The following is an 18,423-nucleotide window of genomic DNA, read 5'->3' on the forward strand; positions in this document are numbered from 1 at the left end:
ATTATCAATCACAGGCCGAGGACCTGCGGACCCACATTGTGCACCCGAGAGGAGTGCGAGGTCAGCGATTCCGTGGAACGGCCCCGGCAGGAACAGCGCCCGCTCTCGTGCGAGAGCTGGCACACACGCGCAATGGCGGGCACAATGGATGGGCCGCCGGCACGGCGACCACATCAGCGCCACCCACGTCCTCAGGAAGGACCCGTGAACTTCCACTCCCTCTACGACCAAGGTTTCGCCCGCGTCGCCGCGGTCACCGTGCCCGTCCACCCGGCCGTCCCGGCCGACAACGCCCGCGAGGTCATCGAGGCGGCGAAGGAGTGCCACGACAAGGCCGTGGCCGTCGCCGTCTTCCCGGAGTTGTGCCTGTCGGGCTACTCCATCGAGGACCTGCTGCTCCAGGACGTGCTGCTGGACGAGGTCGACGCGGCCATCGGCGCCGTGGTGGGTGCCAGCGTCGACCTGATGCCCCTGCTGGTCGTGGGCGCGCCTGTGCGTGCCGGGGGGCGCCTGTACAACTGCGCACTGGCCATCCACCGGGGCAAGGTCCTGGCAGTGGTCCCCAAGACGCATTTGCCGACCTATCGGGAGTTCTACGAGAAGCGCCACTTCGCCGCCCCCGGCCAGGACGCTCCCTTCGTCGTGGACGCCTCCCGCTGGTGTTCCGAGGGGCCGGTGTGCCCCGGCTTCGGTCCCGTCCTGCTGGAGGCCGAGGACGTGCCGGGGCTGGTCGTGGCCATCGAGATCTGCGAGGACATGTGGGTGCCCGTCACCCCGTCCTCGGCCATGGCCCTGGAGGGCGCCACGGTGGTCGTCAACCTGTCGGCCTCTCCGGTGACGGTGGGGCGGGCCTCGGAGCGGGAGCTCATGACCCGTTCGGCCTCGGCACGTCTGGGCTGCGCCTACGTGTACACGGCGGCGGGTTTCGGCGAGTCCTCCACGGACTTGGCGTGGGACGGGCAGAGCCTCATCCACGAGGCCGGGGACCTGCTGGCCCGGGGCCAGCGTTTCCGTGAGGGCCGCCAGGTCACCGTGGCCGACGTGGACCTGGACCGCCTGCTCACCGAACGCGCACGCCAAGGCTCTTTCCTGGACAACAGGGACAATGTCCTGCGGGGCGTCGACGTCTCGGAGAACCGCTTCCTGTCGGCGGTGGACCGGGTGCACTTCAGGCTGGACCCGCCGCACACGGACCTGGGGCTGGCGCGCCGCGTGGACCGTTTCCCCTTCGTCCCGGACGACCCGGCGGCCCTGGAGCAGGACTGCTACGAGGCCTACAACATCCAGGTCACGGGTCTGGTCCAGCGCCTGAAGGCCATTGGCAATCCGAAGGTCGTCCTGGGGGTCTCGGGCGGCTTGGACTCCACCCACGCCCTCATCGTCGCCGCCAAGGCCATGGACCGGCTGGGTCGGCCCCGTACGGACATCCTCACATACACGATGCCGGGATTCGCCACCTCGGAGGTGACGAAGAACAACGCACGCGAGTTGTCGACCCGCCTGGGCGTCTCTTTCGAGGAGATCGACATCCGTCCGGCGGCCCGCCAGATGCTGGCCGACATGAAGCACCCCTACGCGGCCGGGGCAAACCTGTACGACGTGACTTTCGAGAACGTCCAGGCGGGTCTGCGCACCGACTACCTCTTCCGCTTGGCCAACCACCACGGCGGCATCGTCCTGGGCACCGGCGACCTGTCGGAGTTGGCGCTGGGTTGGTGCACTTTCGGCGTGGGCGACCACATGGCCCACTACGGGGTCAATGCCGGTGTCCCCAAGACGATGATCCAGCACCTCATCCGGTGGGTGGTCTCTTCCGGCCAGTTCTCCGACGAGGTCGGCTCCGTGCTGTTGTCGGTCCTGGACCAGGAGATCTCCCCGGAGCTGGTCCCGGTGGCCGAGGGGGCCAAGATGCAGTCCACGCAGGACAGGATCGGGCCCTACAACCTGCAGGACTTCACCTTGCACCACGTGCTGCGTCGCGGCTCGCGCCCTTCGAAGATCGCTTTCCTGGCCTGGCACGCCTGGGGTGACGTGAGCCGGGGCGCATGGCCGGCGGGTTTCCCGGAGGCCGAGAAGGTCGCCTACTCGTTGGAGGAGATCGTCCGGTGGGAGATGCTGTTCCTCGAACGTTTCTTCACTCAGCAGTTCAAGCGTTCGACCCTGCCCAATGGCCCGAAGGTCATGGCGGGCGGTTCCCTGTCGCCGCGAGGTGACTGGCGGATGCCTTCGGACGTGTCGGGCAGGGCCTGGGTCGCCGAACTGACCAGGGCCGTGGCGGGTGTGCCCGGTTCCGGGGTTCCTGCCGGTGACGAAGGTGAGGAGTCTGCAGGATGACCGCTGTTCTCGTCCTTTCCGGCCTGGCCCTGTTCGGAGCGGCCGCGTGGGTCTTGGGCGGTGTCGGCCTGAAGGGATGGAAGGGCACCTTGCCCTTCGGGTCGAGGGCGGGTCTTCGCGACCGTCGCGTGCGCGCCTGCCCCGAGGCCTGGGCGGTGGGGCACCGGGCTGCGGCGCCGATCCTCCTGCTGGGGGCCGCTGTCGCCCTTGTCCACTTGGCGGGGGTCCTGCTCACGGGTGTGGGCGCTCTGATCGGCGTGGCGGACGGGACCACCGTGCTTCACCCACTGCTGGGCTCCGGCGCAGTGGTCGTCGTCGCCCTGTGGCTGGTGGCGGGGGCCGCTGGAGGCTCTGCTGCAGATCGCGTGGCTCACGAGGAGGAATCATGACCGCTTGGACCGAGCACGCAATCTGGTGGCACGTGTATCCACTGAGTGCCACCGGCGCCCCGATCCGCGGTGGCGACCGCACACCGACCCCGCGTCTTGGCACCCTCATCCCCTGGATCGACCACCTCGTCGCCCTGGGGTGCAACGGGCTGCTGCTCGGACCGCTCTTCCAGTCGACCTCGCACGGCTACGACACGCTGGACCACTTCCGCATCGACCCGCGCCTGGGCGACGACGCGGACTTCGACGCCCTGGTGGAGGCCTGCCGCCAGCGTGGGGTACGCATCCTCCTGGACGGGGTGTTCTCGCACGTGGGACGCGATCACCCGCTTCTTCGCCAGGCCTTGGATGGGGGCCCGGGCTCCCCGGCCGACGCCCTGTTCCATGTGGACCGTTCCGACCCGCAGGCGCCCCGCCTCCCCGTCTTCGAGGGGCACGAGGCTCTTGTGCGTCTGGACCACGGCCGCCAGGCGGCGGTGGACCTGACTGCCCGGGTGATGACCCACTGGTTGGAGCGCGGCATCGACGGGTGGCGCCTGGACGCCGCCTACAGCGTGTCCCCGGACTTTTGGCGCCGGGTCCTCGACGGTGCCGGGGTGCGTGAACGCTTCCCACAGGCGTGGTTCCTCGGCGAGGTGATCCACGGCGATTACCCGGACTTCGTCGAGTCCTCCGGAATTGATTCCCTGACCCAGTACGAGTTGTGGAAAGCCATGTGGTCCTCGGTGCTGGACTGGAACTTCTTCGAGTTGGACCACGCGCTGGGCCGCCACAACGCGTTCCTGGAGCATTTCGTCCCGCAGACCTTCGTCGGCAACCACGATGTCACCCGCGTCACCTCACGCGTGGGCGTGGAGGGGGCGCTGGTGGCCCTTTCCGTCCTCATGACGGTCGGTGGCGTCCCGTCGATCTGGTCGGGGGACGAGGTCGGCCTGCTCGGCGTCAAGGAGGAACGGCTCGGTGGGGACGACGCGATCCGTCCGGCTCTGCCGGCCCTGCCCTCGGAGCTGGCCCGCCTCACGCCCGAGGGCACCCGCGTGCTGCGCGCCCACCAGGATCTCATCGGGTTGCGCAGGCGCCACCCGTGGTTGCATTCGGCGCGCACGTGCACTGTGGAGTTGTCGAATGAACGCATGACCTACATGGCCGTGGCGGCCGATGACAGTGCACGCCTCACAGTCCACCTGGACGTGTCGACCTGCCCGGACGTCCGGATCGAGGACGAGGGCGGGACCTGCCTGTGGAGTCTGCGCGGCTGACAGTCGAGCCTCACACGAAGAACAGACTCACCAGCCAGATGGAGGCGGCCACCAGGGCCGCAGCCAACTCGATGAGGATGGACAGGCCCACAGTTTTCAGGGTCGCCACGGTGGAGCCCACGGCCTGTCGGTGTTCCCCGAGCCGCCGCCATTCCATGAGGTGGAGGACCACCGGGAAGGCGAGGATGCCGACCACCGGCAGGACGAACCAGCCGGCGACGGCCGCCAGGCCCGCAATGACCAGCGTGGTGTTCGGCACTCCGGAGGCGGCCAGCCTCTTGCCCGGAACCAGGATCTTCAGCACCGTCCCGGCCAGCAGGACCACCAGGACTGCGACGAAGACGCCCCACGCCGGCCCGCTTCGCGTGAGAAGCGCCCAGACCAGGACGGCACCGCCGATGACCGGGCTGGAGGGAATGACTTGGATGACGGCCCCGACGATGCCGACGAGGATGGCCAGCCCCACGGCAACGTCCACGACGATGGTGTACTCCATGGTCTCAATTCTGCGCTCCGGGGCATTGCCGACGGAGGAATCCTCCTCGAAGGTCTCAGCCCTTGGCGCGCTCGCGCGGATCCAACATGAACAGGGCCAGCTTGGAGGGCTCCAGTGCGCGCACGGCGTGCGGCAGGCGGGTCCCGAAGTGCATGACATCGCCCGGACGAAGGACGACGGCGCGCCCGTCGGCCTCGATCTCCAGGGCCCCCTGCAAGGTCTGCAGGATGACGGGCATGGCGGCAGTGTGCTCCGACAAGAACTCTCCCGTGTCGAAGCTGAACAGGACCAGCCGCATGTTCTCGCAGTGCATGACGGTGCGGCTGACCGTGGCGCCCTCGTTGACCGAGATCATGGAGGCCAGGTCCTCGACGACGGTCATGACGGGCCGCGGCGTGGCGGTCTGCGGGTCCTCGGACACGGACATGTCAGTCCTCCTGTGGTTCGGATTCACCATGCGGGCGGCGGGCAACCAGAGCGACACCACACATGTTCTTCTCGTGTTCCTTGAAGGTACGTCGCATGGCCATCACACGCGAGCGCATCTGGCCGTCGCGCAGCAGGTTCCACATGATGCGCAGCATCCGGACCGGGCCCTCGTCGGCGAGGTTGCGGCGTGCGTCCAACAGGGCCATGGGGGCGGTGTCGGTCCATTCGACGACGAGGCCGGCCTCCTGGAGCGTCTCGGCCCACTGAGCGGGGGTCAGTGGGCGGGCGTTGACGTGGATGGCGCGAGCCAGGGCCTTGCGGATCTCGGTGTGCACTGCGGGGTCGATGTCATCGGGGGTGACGGCCAGTTCGTGGATGACGTAGCGACCGCCGGGGCGCAACAGGCGGGCGGCTTCGCCGATGATGGCCTTCTTGGCGGCCTCGCCCTGCATGGTGAGCATTGCTTCGCCGATGACCACGTCGGCGCATGCGTCGGGCAGCCCGGTGGCCGCGGCGTCCCCGTGGCGGACCGTCCCGGCCGGGCCGACCACCGCCGAGACGGTCCGCACGGCCTCGGGGTCGGCGTCCACTCCCGTGTACGAGGCCGGGGCTGCGGCCATGACCTGGGCGGCGGTGTGTCCCAGGCCCGGCGCGAATTCGACGACGTCGGCGCCGGCCAGCCCCGCGTGGTCGAGCATGCGTCGGGAGAGTTCGGCTCCGCCGGGGCGCAGGACCTTCTTGCCCATGCGGGCCAGGACCCAGTGTCCGGGGGCGCTGGCGGTGGGCCTGTCGGCGAAGGGGGTGCGCGGACGCTGCGTCGGCGTGTCGCGCTCGGCGGCGTCCTGGTCAGCGGCGTCCTGGGCGTCCGATTGCGTCGAGGCCGACATGGGGCGTCTCCTGAGGTCGTGGGTGTTCTGGCGGCGAAGACCGGCCAGCACGGGTCAGGTTAGCCTTACCTCAGAGATTTGGTCAATGCTTCGCACCACAGGTCGTGCCCACCCCTGTCACGGGTGCGCGGCCTCGCCCTCGTCCGCCGTCACTTCCCGGGCGATGACCCGGCCGGCAGCCAGACCGATGATCCCCGCAAAGGGCAGGACCATGACGGCGGCCAGCAGACTCGTGTGCTCGACCACCAGCCCGACCAGGGGCGGGCCCGCCAAGGGGGCGATGCGGCAGAGCCATGTGACGATGGTCAGCCCCACCCCCGGGCGCAGGCCGGGCACGTCGTCGGCCGCGTTGTAGGCGATGGGGACCAGCGGTGCGCAGCCGAATCCGGCCAACCCCATGCCGAGAATCGTCGACCACGGGGCGTGGACGGTGACGGCCAGGATCGCCCCGAGGAGGATCAGGACCACCCCCAGCAAGACGGTGCGGCGCGCTCCGAGCTTCGACATCTGCCAGTCCGCGGTCAGACGCCCGATCGTCTGGGACGCCAGCAGGGCCACGTATGCAAGGCCCACGGCGCCGGGGGCCACGTGCAGGAAGTCGCGCATGTACAGGGCGGACCACGTTGCGCCCACGTCCTCGACCAACATGCACGAGACCGCCAGCACAGTCAGTGCCGCAATGACCAGGGCGGGTCGCCAGGGCAGGGTGCGGACGCGCAGGACGGCCTCCTGCCCGGCCCCAGAGGGCAAGGGCGCCCCGGTCCCGGCACCTGCCCCGTCGAGCAGAGGATCGGGCTGTCCGGGCTCCGGGTCCCTGCCCGCAAGGGTGAAGCGCAGGCAGATGACGCCCACTGCAACGATGACCAGCGCGGCGCCGGTCAGGTGCCAGCCGAAGGGGATCCCAAGTCCCACGGCGACACTGCCCATCACGCCGCCGGTCATGGCCCCCACGGACCAGCCACCGTGGAAGGAGTTGATGACGGGGCGCCCCAGCAGTCGCTGGACGCGCAGGCCATGCGCGTTCTGACCGACGTCGGTGATGGCGTCCATGCCGCCGGCCACGAAGAAGGTCGCGCCGAAGAGCAGCAACGCCAGCAGCCCCATGGTGCCGGGCCGGTCCCCCATCGACTGGCGCCACGTGGTGAGCAGCCCGACCATGGTGAGCATGGTCCCGATGCCGATGGTTCCCAGGACCGCGGTGCGCGCCGAGGCGAATCGCCTCATGACCGTGACCGCCAGCGGCCCCAGCAGGAGCGAACCCGTTGCGGACATGGCGATGGTCACCCCGTATGCGGTGTCCCCCAAGCCGAAGATGTCCTTGACCTCCGGATAGCGCGGCACGACATTGGCGAAGAACGCGCCGTTGGTGACGAAGAGCACGAAGACGGCCCATCGGGCGCGAATGACCTGGCGTCGCAATTCTCGGGATTCCACAGGGCCTCCTTGACGCGGGGCGGACCTGAGGAATCCTAACGGTCGGCCGAGTCCGTGGTCCGGCGCATTAACCTGACGTTCCTCTGGCGAAAAGAGGATCTCGCGACGGCAGTCCAGGCGTCCACAACCTGCCGCCCGATCGCCGCCCCGCCCTCGTCCCCCGCGGATCCACACCCGCACAAGCGCGCAATCTCGCCGAAATCTGTGCAGGTGCACGACCCTGTCGCCCTCCCGCTGCCCGCCGGGACCACGGGTCCCAACCGTCATCGCCCTGCGGTCAAATACGCTCGGGGCGAGATCTTGCCAAGACGCGAAGGAGCCACACCGTGACCGAGTTCTTCTACGAGGACATGCTCCCCCACGGGGAGGACACGACCGAGTACCGCCTCATCACCACAGAAGGCGTGAGCACCGTCGAAGGCCCCGACGGCACGACGTACCTCAAGGTCGCCCCCGAGGCGCTGCGGACCCTGGCCCGCGAGGCCTACCACGACATCTCCTACTTCCTGCGCACCGCCCACCTGGAGCAGCTCGCGAAGATCCTCGACGACCCGCAGGCCTCCGCAAACGACAAGTTCGTCGCACTGGACCTGCTGCGCAACGCGAACGTCGCCTCCGCCGGAGTGCTGCCCATGTGCCAGGACACCGGCACGGCCGTCATCAAGGGTGAACGCGGCCAGCGCATCATCACCGAGGGCGTCGACGAGCGTCCCCTGTCCCACGGCGTCTACGACGCCTACACCGAACTCAACCTGCGCTACTCGCAGAACGCCCCCATCTCCATGTACGAGGAGCGCAACACCGGGTGCAACCTGCCTGCACAGGTCGAGGTCTACGCCGACACCCACCCGGGTCACGAAACCGAGTACAGTTTCCTGTTCATGGCCAAGGGGGGCGGCAGCGCCAACAAGTCCTACCTGTACCAGATGACCAAGGCGATCCTCGATCCCGAACACATGATGCAGTTCCTGGAGGAGAAGATCCGTTCACTCGGCACGGCCGCGTGCCCGCCGTACCACCTGGCCATCGTCATCGGCGGCACCAGCGCCGAGTACGCGCTCAAGACCGCGAAGTACGCTTCGGCGCACTACTTGGACTCCCTGCCCACCCAGGGCTCCGAGAAGGCGCACGGTTTCCGTGACGTCGAGATGGAGGAGCAGGTCCTGGAGCTCACCCGTCAGATGGGCATCGGCGCCCAGTTCGGCGGCAAGTACTTCTGCCACGACGTGCGCGTGGTGCGCCTGCCCCGCCACGGCGCCTCGCTGCCGGTGGCGATCGCCGTGTCCTGCTCTGCCGACCGTCAGGCCAAGGCGAAGATCACCCCCGAGGGCGTCTTCCTGGAAAAGCTCGACACGAACCCCGGCCGCTTCCTGCCCGCCACTTCACCCGAGGAACTGGGTGAGGACACCGGCGCGGTGTCCATCGACCTGAACCGGCCCATGTCGGAGATCCTCGCGGAGCTGTCCAAGTACCCGGTCAAGACCCGTCTTGCCCTCAACGGCACGATGATCGTGGCACGCGACATCGCCCACGCGAAGATCCGCGAGCGCATCGAAAGCGGTGAACCCATGCCGCAGTACATGCTGGACCACCCGGTGTACTACGCGGGCCCGGCCAAGACTCCCGAGGGCATGCCCTCGGGCTCCTTCGGACCGACCACCGCCGGTCGCATGGACTCCTACGTCGACCAGTTCCAAGCCTTGGGAGGGTCGATGATCATGGTGGCCAAGGGCAACCGCTCCAAGCAGGTCACGGACGCGTGCCGGAAGCACGGCGGCTTCTACCTGGGCTCCATCGGCGGCCCGGCCGCCGAGCTGGCCGCGAACTGCATCAAGAAGGTCGAGTTGCTGGAGTACCCGGAGCTCGGCATGGAGGCCGTGTGGAAGATCGAGATCGAGGACTTCCCGGCCTTCATCGTCGTGGACGACAAGGGCAATGACTTCTTCGCCGGCACCCAGGAGGTCACCCTGACGATCGGCAAGCGCCCGGGCCTGTGAGCCCCTGCGCCCCCACACCGGACCCGCAGGTGTGGGGGCGTGGGAGACTGCCTGCATGAGCACTGCAGTGGATGTCCTTCTCGTCGAGGACGAGGTCGATCTCGCGCAATCGACGGTCGACTACCTGTACGCCTTCGGCATCACAGTGCAGCACGTCACCGACGCCGAGGAAGCGATGGCGGCCTTCGAGGAGAGCGGGGCGCGCGTCGTCCTGGTCGACGTGGGATTGCCCGGAATGAGCGGCTTCGCCCTGTGTTCGCAGCTGAAGACCCGCCACCCCGGGGTCGTGGTCCTCTTCCTGTCAGCCCGAACCACGGAGGCCGACCAGATCCTCGGCCTGGAGCTCGGCGCCGACGACTACCTGCCCAAGCCCTTCTCACCCCAGGTGCTCGTGGCGAAGGTCCGCCGCGCCCTGGAGCGCACCGGGCGCTCCGCGCCACAGGCCCCCGTGCCGCCGGGCGCTGCGCAGGAGGCTGCGCCCATCATCGACGACGGCCGCCTGCGCATCGACCTGGAGGCCGGACGCACGTGGGTCGACGGCGCCGAGGTGCACCTGACCACCATCGAGCACCGCATCCTCGACCACCTGGCGCGCAACCAGGGCCGGGTGTGCTCCAAACAGCAGATCATCGACGCCGTGTGGGACGACCCCTTCACCAGTGAGGGGACACTGACCGTCCACGTGCGTCGACTGCGCACCCGGATCGAGGCCGACCCGGACAATCCGGTCCACGTGCGCACCGTGTGGGGCCGCGGCTACCTTTTCGAGGCGTCCTCGTGAGGACCTCGTGGATCGCGCGGACGGCGGCGGTCGTGGCGGCAGTTGCCGCGCTCGGCATCGTCCTCGTGTGGGCCGTGGCCCTGGCTCCCCTGCCGCGCCCCGACGCCGCCCTGCTCAACCACGTGGCCCACACGGCCGCCGACCACTGGCGTGACCTGGACGCCGCGGACTTCGCCGACGTGGACGCCGAGGTCGGCGTGGTCGGCGGCGACGCCCAGGTGCGGCTCGTCGCCGGGCGCCGGGCGGATGCCGACTCGACGAGGGCGGCCCGGGCAGGCGCCTCCCAGTCGGCAGTGAACCCCATCGAGCTTCTGGCCCGAGGCGCCGGAAACCGGGTCCTCACCGCCCCCGTACTGGTCGACGGGCACCTGGTCGGCATGGTGTGGGTGGACGACGGTGCCAACGAAACCCTGCGCGCCCAGCGCACCCGGGTCGCCGGGATCGCCACCGGCGTCATCGCCGCAGCCCTGGCCACGACGGCCGCAACCCTGGCCCTCGTGCACCGGCGGCTCATCGCCCCCTTCCACCGCCTACGGGTCTTCGCCCGCGACGTGGCCGGCGGGAATCTGGACACCGCCTTGCCCATGGACCGCTCCCACGCCTTCGGCGCATGGTCGGAATCCTTCGACCTCATGCGCCGCGAACTGCGTGAGGCCCGCCAACGCGAGGACCGCATCCGCGACTCGAAGGAGCAACTCGTGGCGGACATCGGCCACGACATCCGCACTCCCATGTCCACCATCACCACCACCGCGGAGCTCGTCGCCGCCACCACCACGGACCACTCGCAGGACCGGCGCCTCGCCCTCATTGCCGCGCAGGCCGGGAGGATCGACGCCCTGGTGACGGACCTCGTGCGCGAACACGCGGTGGAAGAGCCGCGCCTTGCCGTCTGCGTCGAGGAACTTCCGACCACGCGCATCGCGGCCATTCTGGCAGAGGTCGACCCTGAGGGTCTTGTACGCTGCCCGCCCCTGCCCGAGGTCCTCGTCAGGCTGGACCCCGCACGTTTCGCCCAGGTGGTGGGCAATGCGGCGACCAATGCCCGCAAGTACGCCGGCACGCCCGTGGAGGTGGGCGCGCGAGTCCTGCCGGGTGAAGGGTTCCTGGAACTCACCCTTGCCGACCACGGTTCGGATCCGCCGGCCGAGGATCCGCAACTGCTCCTCGCCCGCGGCGCCCGCGGCTCGAACGCGGTCGGCACGCCCGGCCAGGGCCTGGGCCTGCACACAGCAGCGACCCTCATGGAACGCATGGGCGGGGCACTGACCGCTTCGCGCGGGGAGGACGGGGGTTTCGTCGTCACCCTCCTCGTGCCACTGGCCTGACTGGGGCCACCGCCCGAGCCCGCCGCCGTGGAACCCGCTGCACATCGTCGGAGAATCGTCAGGATTCGGTTGCCGGCGCGTCAGCACCCACGCCCTAGCGTGGGAGGCGTCGAAAGGAGGCCCCATGGGACCCACACCTCTGCTCGCCCGCCGCGACCTGCGCAGGCACCCGGCGCTCGTCCTCGCCGTGGCGGTCCTCGCCGCCCTGGCGGGGTTCCTCGGAAGCATCTCGACGCTGCTCCTGGTCCAATACCCGCAGCACGCGCGCCTCCTCGGCCAGCAGTGGCACACCGCCGACTCCCTGGCCATCTTCCCCTCGTCCCTGACGGCCGACCGGATCACCGCCAGACTCGAAGCACAGCCCGGCGTCACCCAGGCGGAGGTCACCCCGGTCCTCGTCGACCAGGTGCGCATCGACGCCGGCGAGCACACCCTCGAAGGAGTCGCCGTCTTCCACGACTTCCGCGCCCGCGGCCGACTCACCCACGCCTCGGTCACCGCCGAGACCCGCGCCGACCTGGACAACCCCGTGTGGGTGCCCGACCAACTGCGCATCGGCGGCCACTACGCCTTGGGCGACCCGATCCTCGTGCGGACCAGTCGCGCCAACACGACCTTCCACATCCGCGGCTTCTTCCAGGACTCGTACTCGGGTGTGGCCGGCATCAACTACTTCTTCCTGGGCCTGGAACCCTCGGCCTTCACCGCCGCGTGGCGGGCCGGTGCCCCCGCCCGCGCGGACGAGGGCGCGGAGGCGGCCACGTCGGGGGCCATTGTGGGCGTCCATCGCGCCTGGCAGAGCGAAGTCACCGGATCCTCCCCCGACGCGGCCGCGGAGGCGAATGCGACGGTCGGGCACGAGGTCGGCGATCCGACGGACCCCGTCTCGTCCTTCTCCCTGAGCGTCGAACACGAGTCCGTCCTGCGCGGCAAGGCCCTGTCCACCGGGATCCTGTCGGGAATCCTCGTCTTCGCCGCAGTGCTCATCACCCTGGTGGCCACATTGACCACCCGATCGACGCTGCGGTCGATCATCGCCCAGGATCTGCGCTCCCTGGGAACCCTGCGGGCCTTCGGCTACACCTCGGCGCAGGCGACCCGCTCCCTCACCGTGGCATTCACCTTGGTCGCCCTCGTTTCCAGTGTGATCGGCGGCCTGGCCTCCTACGCGGTGTTGCCGGCCCTGGTCCAGCTTCTCGCCGCCCAGTCGGGGACCACGTGGACGCCGACCTTCACCCCGCTCTCGGTGGTGCCGGGAGCCGCGGCGGTGGGGCTGGTCGTCCTCGTCACCTGTGCGTCAGGAGTGCGTCGCCTGCGCCGGCGCGGTACCGTCGAGGCCCTGCGGGGCGGAGAGGCGGACCATTCCTTCACGCGTTCCCTTCTTCCCCTGTCTGCCACGCCCGGGCCGTTGTCGCTGCTCATGGGGGTGGGGCGCGCGCTGCACTCCCCGCGTCGCTGCCTCATGGTGGTCTCCACCCTCACCTTGGCCACACTGGCGGCCGGCCTCATCCTGGGTCTGGGGAATGCGCTCCTCGGCGACAAGGACACCACGCTGGCGATCATCGGAGGCGAGATCGAGGACCTCACCGTCCACACCCGCCCCGGAACGGACGCCTCGCGTTTCGAAGCACAAGTCGAGGCCCTCGACGGGGTGGTCCACGCCTACCCGAAGACGACGCTCTTCCCCCGGATCGAGGGGCGCGAGGCCGCCGTCGTCGCTGCGGACTCGGACAGCCAGTTCCGCACGCGCCCGGTGCGCATCGGACGCTACCCGCGCAGCGCTGATGAGATCGTCATCGGTGTGGCCGCGGCCGATCGGACCGGGATCCAGGTCGGGGACTCCCTGACCGTGGCGACCGACGACACACAGGTCTCCTTCCTGGTCACAGGCGTGGCCAGCGGAGGGCGCCAACTCGGCAACTTCGCCTACGTCACCATCGACGGGGCGAAGCGGATCGACCCGAAGATCCTTGCGAACTCCTTGGCCGTCCACCTCGACCACCCCGACGACGCCGCCCTCACCGACAGGGTCATCGACCGCATCCGGGACACCATCGGCAGTGACTACCTGGCCACCTCGAAGTTCCGCGAATCGATGTTCGTCATGTTGGACGCCTACCTGAGCGTGGTGCCCGCGACCATCACCCTTCTCACGGCCTTCTGCGTCGTCACGGTCCTCCTGGTCGTGGCACTGGTGACGGGAACGATCCTGCGCGAGCAGCGCCGACAGATGAACGTCATGCGGGCCCTGGGTTTCACCGGCCGCCAGGTGCGCGCCCAACTCGCGTGGACCCTGCTGCCCTGGGTCGCCCTGGGTGCGGTGATCGGCTCAGCCCTGGTCCTTGTCACCCTGGAGGACGCCGTCGGGCTGCTGCTGCGCCGGGTCGGCTCACTTGCAATCGACGTCGACGTGCCCCCGCTGCTGTGGGCGGGCCTGCCCGCCTCCGTCCTCGTCCTTGCGTGGCTGCTCATCCAGGTCCTCACACTCCGGGCCGGGCGCGCCACGACCAGCGAATCAATGGCCCGCGAATGAGGGCCGACAAGGAGACCCCCATGACCACCACCCCCGTCATCACCACCGAGAGCCTCTCGAAGACCTTCTCCCACTCAGGGACCCAACAGCACGTCCTGCGCAATGTCGGCCTCGACATCGAGAAAGGCTCCTTCACCGTCATCATGGGCCCCTCAGGGGCGGGCAAGTCGACCCTCATGTACGCCCTGTCCGGCTTGGACACCCCGACGCTGGGTCAGGTGCGCCTCGCGGGCACGGTGATCTCGAACCTGTCGGAGGACCGTCGCGCGAAGTTCCGCCGCCGCCACTGCGGTTTCGTCTTCCAGCAGATCCACCTGCTCGACTCCCTCAGCGTCATCGACAACCTCATGGCGGTGGGCCTGCTGGTGACGCGCAACCGCAAGGCGCTACGCGCGCGCTGCGCGGAGCTTCTGGACCTTGTCGGGGTGGAGGAATCCACGTGGGGCAAGTTCCCGGCGATGCTCTCCGGCGGCGAGGCGCAGCGTGTGGGCATCGCCCGCGCCCTGGTCAACTCCCCCGCCGTCGTCTTCGCGGACGAGCCCACCGGCCAGCTGAACTCCGAGTACTCGGGCATGGTCCTGGACCTGCTGGGACGGGTCAATGCCGGCGGCCAGACCATCGTCATGGTCACCCACGACCTTCGTTCGGCCGCCCGCGGCTCACGCATCCTGTACCTGCGCGACGGGAAGGTACGCGGAGAACTGGACCTGGGGCCGCGCGCCGGCGCCGCCGAGGACGACGAGCGCACCACATCCCTGTCGGTCTTCCTCACCGAGATGGGCTGGTGACCCGGACGCGCCTCAGGCCCGCGCCAGCCTCCTCCTGGCCACCACACCCGCCCCTGCGGCGGTGACCAGCAGTGCGCCACCGGCGATGAGGTAGGCGTCGGCGCTGGAGCCGCCCGTCAGGGGAATCGCCGGGACGGTGGTCTTGGCGTTCACGATCGGGTCGGAGAAGGTGATTTCGAGGGCGTCCTTGGCGATCGTGAAGGGATGCGGCGTCGTGTCGAGGACGTAGCCGACGGGCGCTTCCTTCTCGACCAGGGAGTACGGGTCCTGGCTCCACGTGAGGCCCTTGACGGTGAAGACGCCGGGGGCCGGGTCCTGGTCGGTGTAGGGCCCGCCGGCACAGGGGGCGCTCACACAGTCGGTGACCACCGTGTTCGCAGGCACCTTCGGGCCGCTGAGGCTCCAGGCCGATCCGGCCAGGCGGTTGGAGGGAATGTCGGCGTCAACCTTCAACCAGGTGACCGAGCCGGTCATGCGCGCATTCACCACGGCGCCGTCCTTGACGCCCTGGGCGGGCACCAGGGTGGCCTCCAGGGCCCGCCCGGTGATCCTCGTGAAGGCGAAGGACGCCTCGGAGCGGATGTGGCCGATCGGCGCCCGGGTCTCCTCCACGGTGTAGTCCCCCCATTTCAGGTTGGTGACGCGGAAGGAGCCTGCGGTGGGGTCCGTGTCGGGGCCGGTGCACGGCCCTTGGGTGCAGTCGTCGACCAGGAGCCCCGCCGGGTGGCCGGGGCCGCGCAGACGCCACTGCGAGCCGCCGATGCGGGTGGTTCCGTCCTCGTCCACCTTGCCCCAGGTCAGCGAACCCGGCTTGGCGGTGTTCGTGATCCGGCAGGAGACACGGTCCTCGTTGCGCACGGTGGCGGTGGCGGCGCCACCGGCGTTCGTGGCGCCCACCGTGGAGGAGAAGGGCGAGTTCGGGTCGGCCACGGTGCCGGGGGTGGACACGCAGGTCCATGTGCCCGTCGTGTACCCGGCGGCGTCCGGATTCGTCGTCTTTTCAGCCAGGTCGTACCTGCCGGGCACGACGGTCTGCGGGTTGCCGGTGCTTCCGGCTCCGCTCAAGGTGAGGTCGGCGCGGGGCCCCTTGGCCGAGACGCTCCACTGGTCGGGGGCCAGGCCCAGGGCGCCGGCCCACGTGTTGTCGACCTTCTTCTCCAGGGTCAGGGTGGGCACGCGGATGGAGACCTTGTAGTCCTCGACCTCGCCGGAGGAGGTGATGCCGATGGCGCGCTGGCCCACTCCCCCGTTGTCATCCGTGATGCGCACACGCATGTAGGAGTCGGGCAGGGAGCCCGGCTCACCATCAACACTGCGCTTCGTGTTCGTCACTTCGGAGGGAACGGTCCACGAAATGAGTGCCCCACCCGCCGCGCAGGCGACCTCGTCGCTCTTCTCCGTGGCTTCGTCGAAGTGTCCGTCGTTGTTCCAGTCGATCCACCCGGCGACCTTGCCCACTCCCGAGCAGCGCACGGGCTGTCGGTAGACCTTGCCGAGGGCGGTGAGGATCGCCTTGTAGCCATGGTTCCACGCGGTGGTGTCGATGGAGTCCTCGTCGTCGAAAACGGCGTTGTCGTCATCCGCCTTTGCCGTGGCGGAGAAGTCCTGGTAGCCCTCGGCGTCGATGATCTCGCCCAGGCGCGGACCGCCCTCGCCCAGGCGCATGGAGGCCAGAGGGCTGACCGCGAAAGCGTCCGTGGAACGGATGTCGGCCCCGTCGTAGGTACCGGGGGTGCCGCCGGCCCACGTGACCTCGCCGCCCTCCCACTTGGGCTGGAAGAGGGAGCCGGCGTAGCCGTAGCTCTTGGGGGCGTCGCCGAAGTCCGTGGCGACTATGAGACCCAGGGCCACTGCCGAGTAGCCGGAGCCCTGCAGGGTGACGGTGGCCTTCGTCGCCCCTTCCATGAGCATGACGACATCCGGTCCGCCCAGCCCATTGGGGCGCTCGTACTGGCCGGCGGTCCCGTTGGCGTCCTTCTGGTAGACGCACTCCTCGTCGGAGGGCATGAGGCGGGCGGTACGGCCCCCGTCTTCGAGGTCGACGGTGGTGGTCACCTGCTTGCCGGTGGTCTTCGAGATGCAGTCGTGCGAACGCAGGGTGTCCAGGACGCGCCATGTGACGGGGTCGGTCGTACTGGCCGAGACCCACTCGTCCTGGCGAGGGGTGTCGGCCCAGGACTTGATTCCGTACCTGCGCGAGGAGGCTTCCGCATCGGCGAAGACCAGGCCCTTGATCGGCACGGGCAGGACTACCCCTTGGGGGGTGCGCAATTCGGCGGAGCACGCGTAGTCGACACTCACGCGGGAGGTGTAGCCGGTGGGGGTCGGGTCGGATCCCGGAGTTCCCCACGGCTTGCCGTCCAGTGCATTCGTGCCGTTGTAGGCGTAGCCGTTGGCCAGGCCGATGACCATCTGGTTGTTGTTGACGTAGTCGGTCGGGTAGGTGAGCCCCGGGTGCCAGGTGGCGCTGCCGTCGACCCATTGTCCGGGGCCGTTGACGTTGTAGAGATTGTCGAGGCCGTCCCCGGCCCACGTTCCGGGGACGGTGGCGACCAAGGGTCCCTTGGCCTGAGCGTCGACGGCGTCCGGACCGTGCCCCTTGTAGGTGAGGTTGGACAGGGTGCAGGAGGTGGTCAGCACACCCGCGTCGCCGAGGTCGCGTCGGTTCTTGATCTCCTTGGTCGCACCGTAGTCGAGGACGGGCACGCGCGGTTTGGCCTTGCCGGCGAATTCCGAGTAGTCGGCCCATTGGAGCCACTGGATGGTGTCGACATAGCGTCCGCTTCCTCCGGTGGCGAAGACGGCGTCCAGGACGGGCGCGTCTTCGGCATGGGTGGGCGAGGCGATCCACGGGAGGGCGAGTACGGAGGCCGCACACATGCCGACGAGGAAACGTCGCATGCGTCGGTTCCGATCGATTCGCTTGGTGGACGCGGTCGGAGGGGTGGACACGGAAGATACTCCTGGATGGGGGAAGGCGCACTGGCGCAGATGGTTGTCCGCTCACCGTAGCCCCGTGGGGCAAGGGTCCGCGGGCGCCAGGTGCCCGCATTCGACGCAGCACGGCTGTGAGCAGGGACGATGCCCTGTATCAGAGTCCTGTGTCAGAGTTCTGACACGAATGGACGCGCCCTACTGCGCCGCCGCCTCGAAGGTCCGCACAAGGAGCCCATCGGCCTCGACGAAACCCTGCGTGCGGAAATAGTCCGTGTCCGTCACCGAGGTCGGATCGACGGTGAGCCTGTCGAGTCCGCCGGCGCGGATCTGCGCATCTGCGTAGAGGACCTTTCCCGGGGTGAGGTCGCGGAAACGGTCGGTGACGTAGTCCAGGAGGACACGCCCCTGCCCGCCCCGGTCCACGCGAAGGATGAACAGGCCGATGACTTCGTCGTCACACAGGGTCAGGTAGGCGCATGTGCCCGCCAGCGACTCGGAGGCGAAACCCGGGTGCGCCCCGGCGATGCCCTGGCGGTGACGTTCGACGAATCGCGCGACCAGCGCCGAGTCGGCCCCGACCGGGCACACCGAGTAGTGGCGTTCGCCCTGGCGGTGCAGGCGCCACAGCCAGTGGACGTCGATGAGGGCGATGACGGCGTTCATCGCAGCATACGGCCAGATGCCGAAGACGACGTTGTACACGGTCGCGATGAGGCTTCCGGTCAGGTTGAGCGCACGGAACTTGCGCACACTGGGCACGACCAGGCTCAGGACCACCAGGACCGAGCCCGCCCATCCGATGATCTCCCACCAGGGCACGGTGATCTCCAC

Annotated in this window: 14 protein-coding genes; 8 read left to right on the forward strand and 6 right to left on the reverse strand. The window is 69.1% G+C overall.

All coding sequences use genetic code 11. The features are described from left to right. Positions 1-204 precede the first annotated feature (204 nt). From I6B53_RS08785 to I6B53_RS08795, 3 genes are read left to right on the forward strand one after another with little or no spacing between them, the layout of a single operon-like run. Entirely contained in the window at positions 205-2,334 is a 2,130-nt protein-coding gene (locus tag I6B53_RS08785) for an NAD(+) synthase (RefSeq protein ID WP_216763866.1), read from the forward strand. Further along, positions 2,331-2,723 carry a hypothetical protein gene (locus I6B53_RS08790; RefSeq protein ID WP_216763867.1) on the forward strand — a complete coding sequence of 131 codons (393 nt, stop codon included), beginning with the start codon at positions 2,331-2,333 and terminating at the stop codon, positions 2,721-2,723. The genes I6B53_RS08785 and I6B53_RS08790 overlap by 4 nt, the downstream gene beginning before the upstream one ends. Next, positions 2,720-3,982: an alpha-amylase family protein gene (locus I6B53_RS08795; RefSeq protein ID WP_216763868.1), complete on the forward strand. Its 1,263-nt coding sequence runs from the start codon at positions 2,720-2,722 to the stop codon at positions 3,980-3,982. Before I6B53_RS08790 ends, I6B53_RS08795 begins: the two co-directional genes overlap by 4 nt. 10 nt (positions 3,983-3,992) lie before the next feature. On the opposite strand, the gene I6B53_RS08800 is transcribed toward I6B53_RS08795, so the two are convergent. The 4 genes from I6B53_RS08800 to I6B53_RS08815 all read right to left on the reverse strand — a co-directional run bounded on the left by I6B53_RS08800 (position 3,993) and on the right by I6B53_RS08815 (position 7,228). After that, on the reverse strand, positions 3,993-4,478 hold the full coding sequence (locus tag I6B53_RS08800) for a DUF456 domain-containing protein (protein ID WP_216763869.1): 486 nt from the start codon (positions 4,476-4,478) through the stop codon (positions 3,993-3,995). Between the two features lie 55 nt (positions 4,479-4,533). Further along, positions 4,534-4,905 carry a cupin domain-containing protein gene (locus I6B53_RS08805; protein ID WP_216763870.1) on the reverse strand — a complete coding sequence of 124 codons (372 nt, stop codon included), beginning with the start codon at positions 4,903-4,905 and terminating at the stop codon, positions 4,534-4,536. A 1-nt stretch (position 4,906) separates the two neighbouring features. Continuing rightward, the gene (locus tag I6B53_RS08810) at positions 4,907-5,794 is read right to left on the reverse strand and encodes a class I SAM-dependent methyltransferase (protein WP_216763871.1); all 888 of its coding nucleotides are present in this window, start codon (positions 5,792-5,794) and stop codon (positions 4,907-4,909) included. Positions 5,795-5,911: 117 nt separating this feature from the next. Further along, on the reverse strand, positions 5,912-7,228 hold the full coding sequence (locus I6B53_RS08815) for an MFS transporter (protein WP_216763872.1): 1,317 nt from the start codon (positions 7,226-7,228) through the stop codon (positions 5,912-5,914). A gap of 326 nt (positions 7,229-7,554) precedes the next feature. On the opposite strand from I6B53_RS08815, the gene I6B53_RS08820 reads away from it, so the two are divergent. The 5 genes from I6B53_RS08820 to I6B53_RS08840 all read left to right on the forward strand — a co-directional run bounded on the left by I6B53_RS08820 (position 7,555) and on the right by I6B53_RS08840 (position 14,655). Further along, on the forward strand, positions 7,555-9,225 hold the full coding sequence (locus I6B53_RS08820) for a fumarate hydratase (protein WP_301554133.1): 1,671 nt from the start codon (positions 7,555-7,557) through the stop codon (positions 9,223-9,225). Between the two features lie 55 nt (positions 9,226-9,280). Next, positions 9,281-10,006 (forward strand): response regulator transcription factor, encoded by a 726-nt coding sequence (locus I6B53_RS08825; protein ID WP_216763873.1) that lies wholly within the window; start codon positions 9,281-9,283, stop codon positions 10,004-10,006. Then, complete coding sequence (locus I6B53_RS08830; protein WP_216763874.1) at positions 10,003-11,334, forward strand: HAMP domain-containing sensor histidine kinase; 1,332 nt, start codon at positions 10,003-10,005, stop codon at positions 11,332-11,334. Before I6B53_RS08825 ends, I6B53_RS08830 begins: the two co-directional genes overlap by 4 nt. Before the next feature lie 124 nt (positions 11,335-11,458). After that, on the forward strand, positions 11,459-13,867 hold the full coding sequence (locus tag I6B53_RS08835) for an FtsX-like permease family protein (protein ID WP_216763875.1): 2,409 nt from the start codon (positions 11,459-11,461) through the stop codon (positions 13,865-13,867). Between the two features lie 20 nt (positions 13,868-13,887). Beyond that, positions 13,888-14,655, forward strand: coding sequence for an ABC transporter ATP-binding protein (locus I6B53_RS08840; protein WP_253953843.1), 768 nt, complete (start codon positions 13,888-13,890; stop codon positions 14,653-14,655). 12 nt (positions 14,656-14,667) lie between these two features. Here the strand turns inward: I6B53_RS08840 and I6B53_RS08845 are convergent, their stop codons facing one another. After that, positions 14,668-17,607, reverse strand: a complete 2,940-nt coding sequence (locus I6B53_RS08845; protein ID WP_367880381.1) for a CshA/CshB family fibrillar adhesin-related protein — start codon at positions 17,605-17,607, stop codon at positions 14,668-14,670. A gap of 180 nt (positions 17,608-17,787) precedes the next feature. After that, positions 17,788-18,423 carry a hypothetical protein gene (locus I6B53_RS08850; RefSeq protein ID WP_216763877.1) on the reverse strand — a complete coding sequence of 212 codons (636 nt, stop codon included), beginning with the start codon at positions 18,421-18,423 and terminating at the stop codon, positions 17,788-17,790.

Source organism: Schaalia sp. 19OD2882, assembly GCF_018986735.1.
Lineage (GTDB): Bacteria > Actinomycetota > Actinomycetes > Actinomycetales > Actinomycetaceae > Pauljensenia.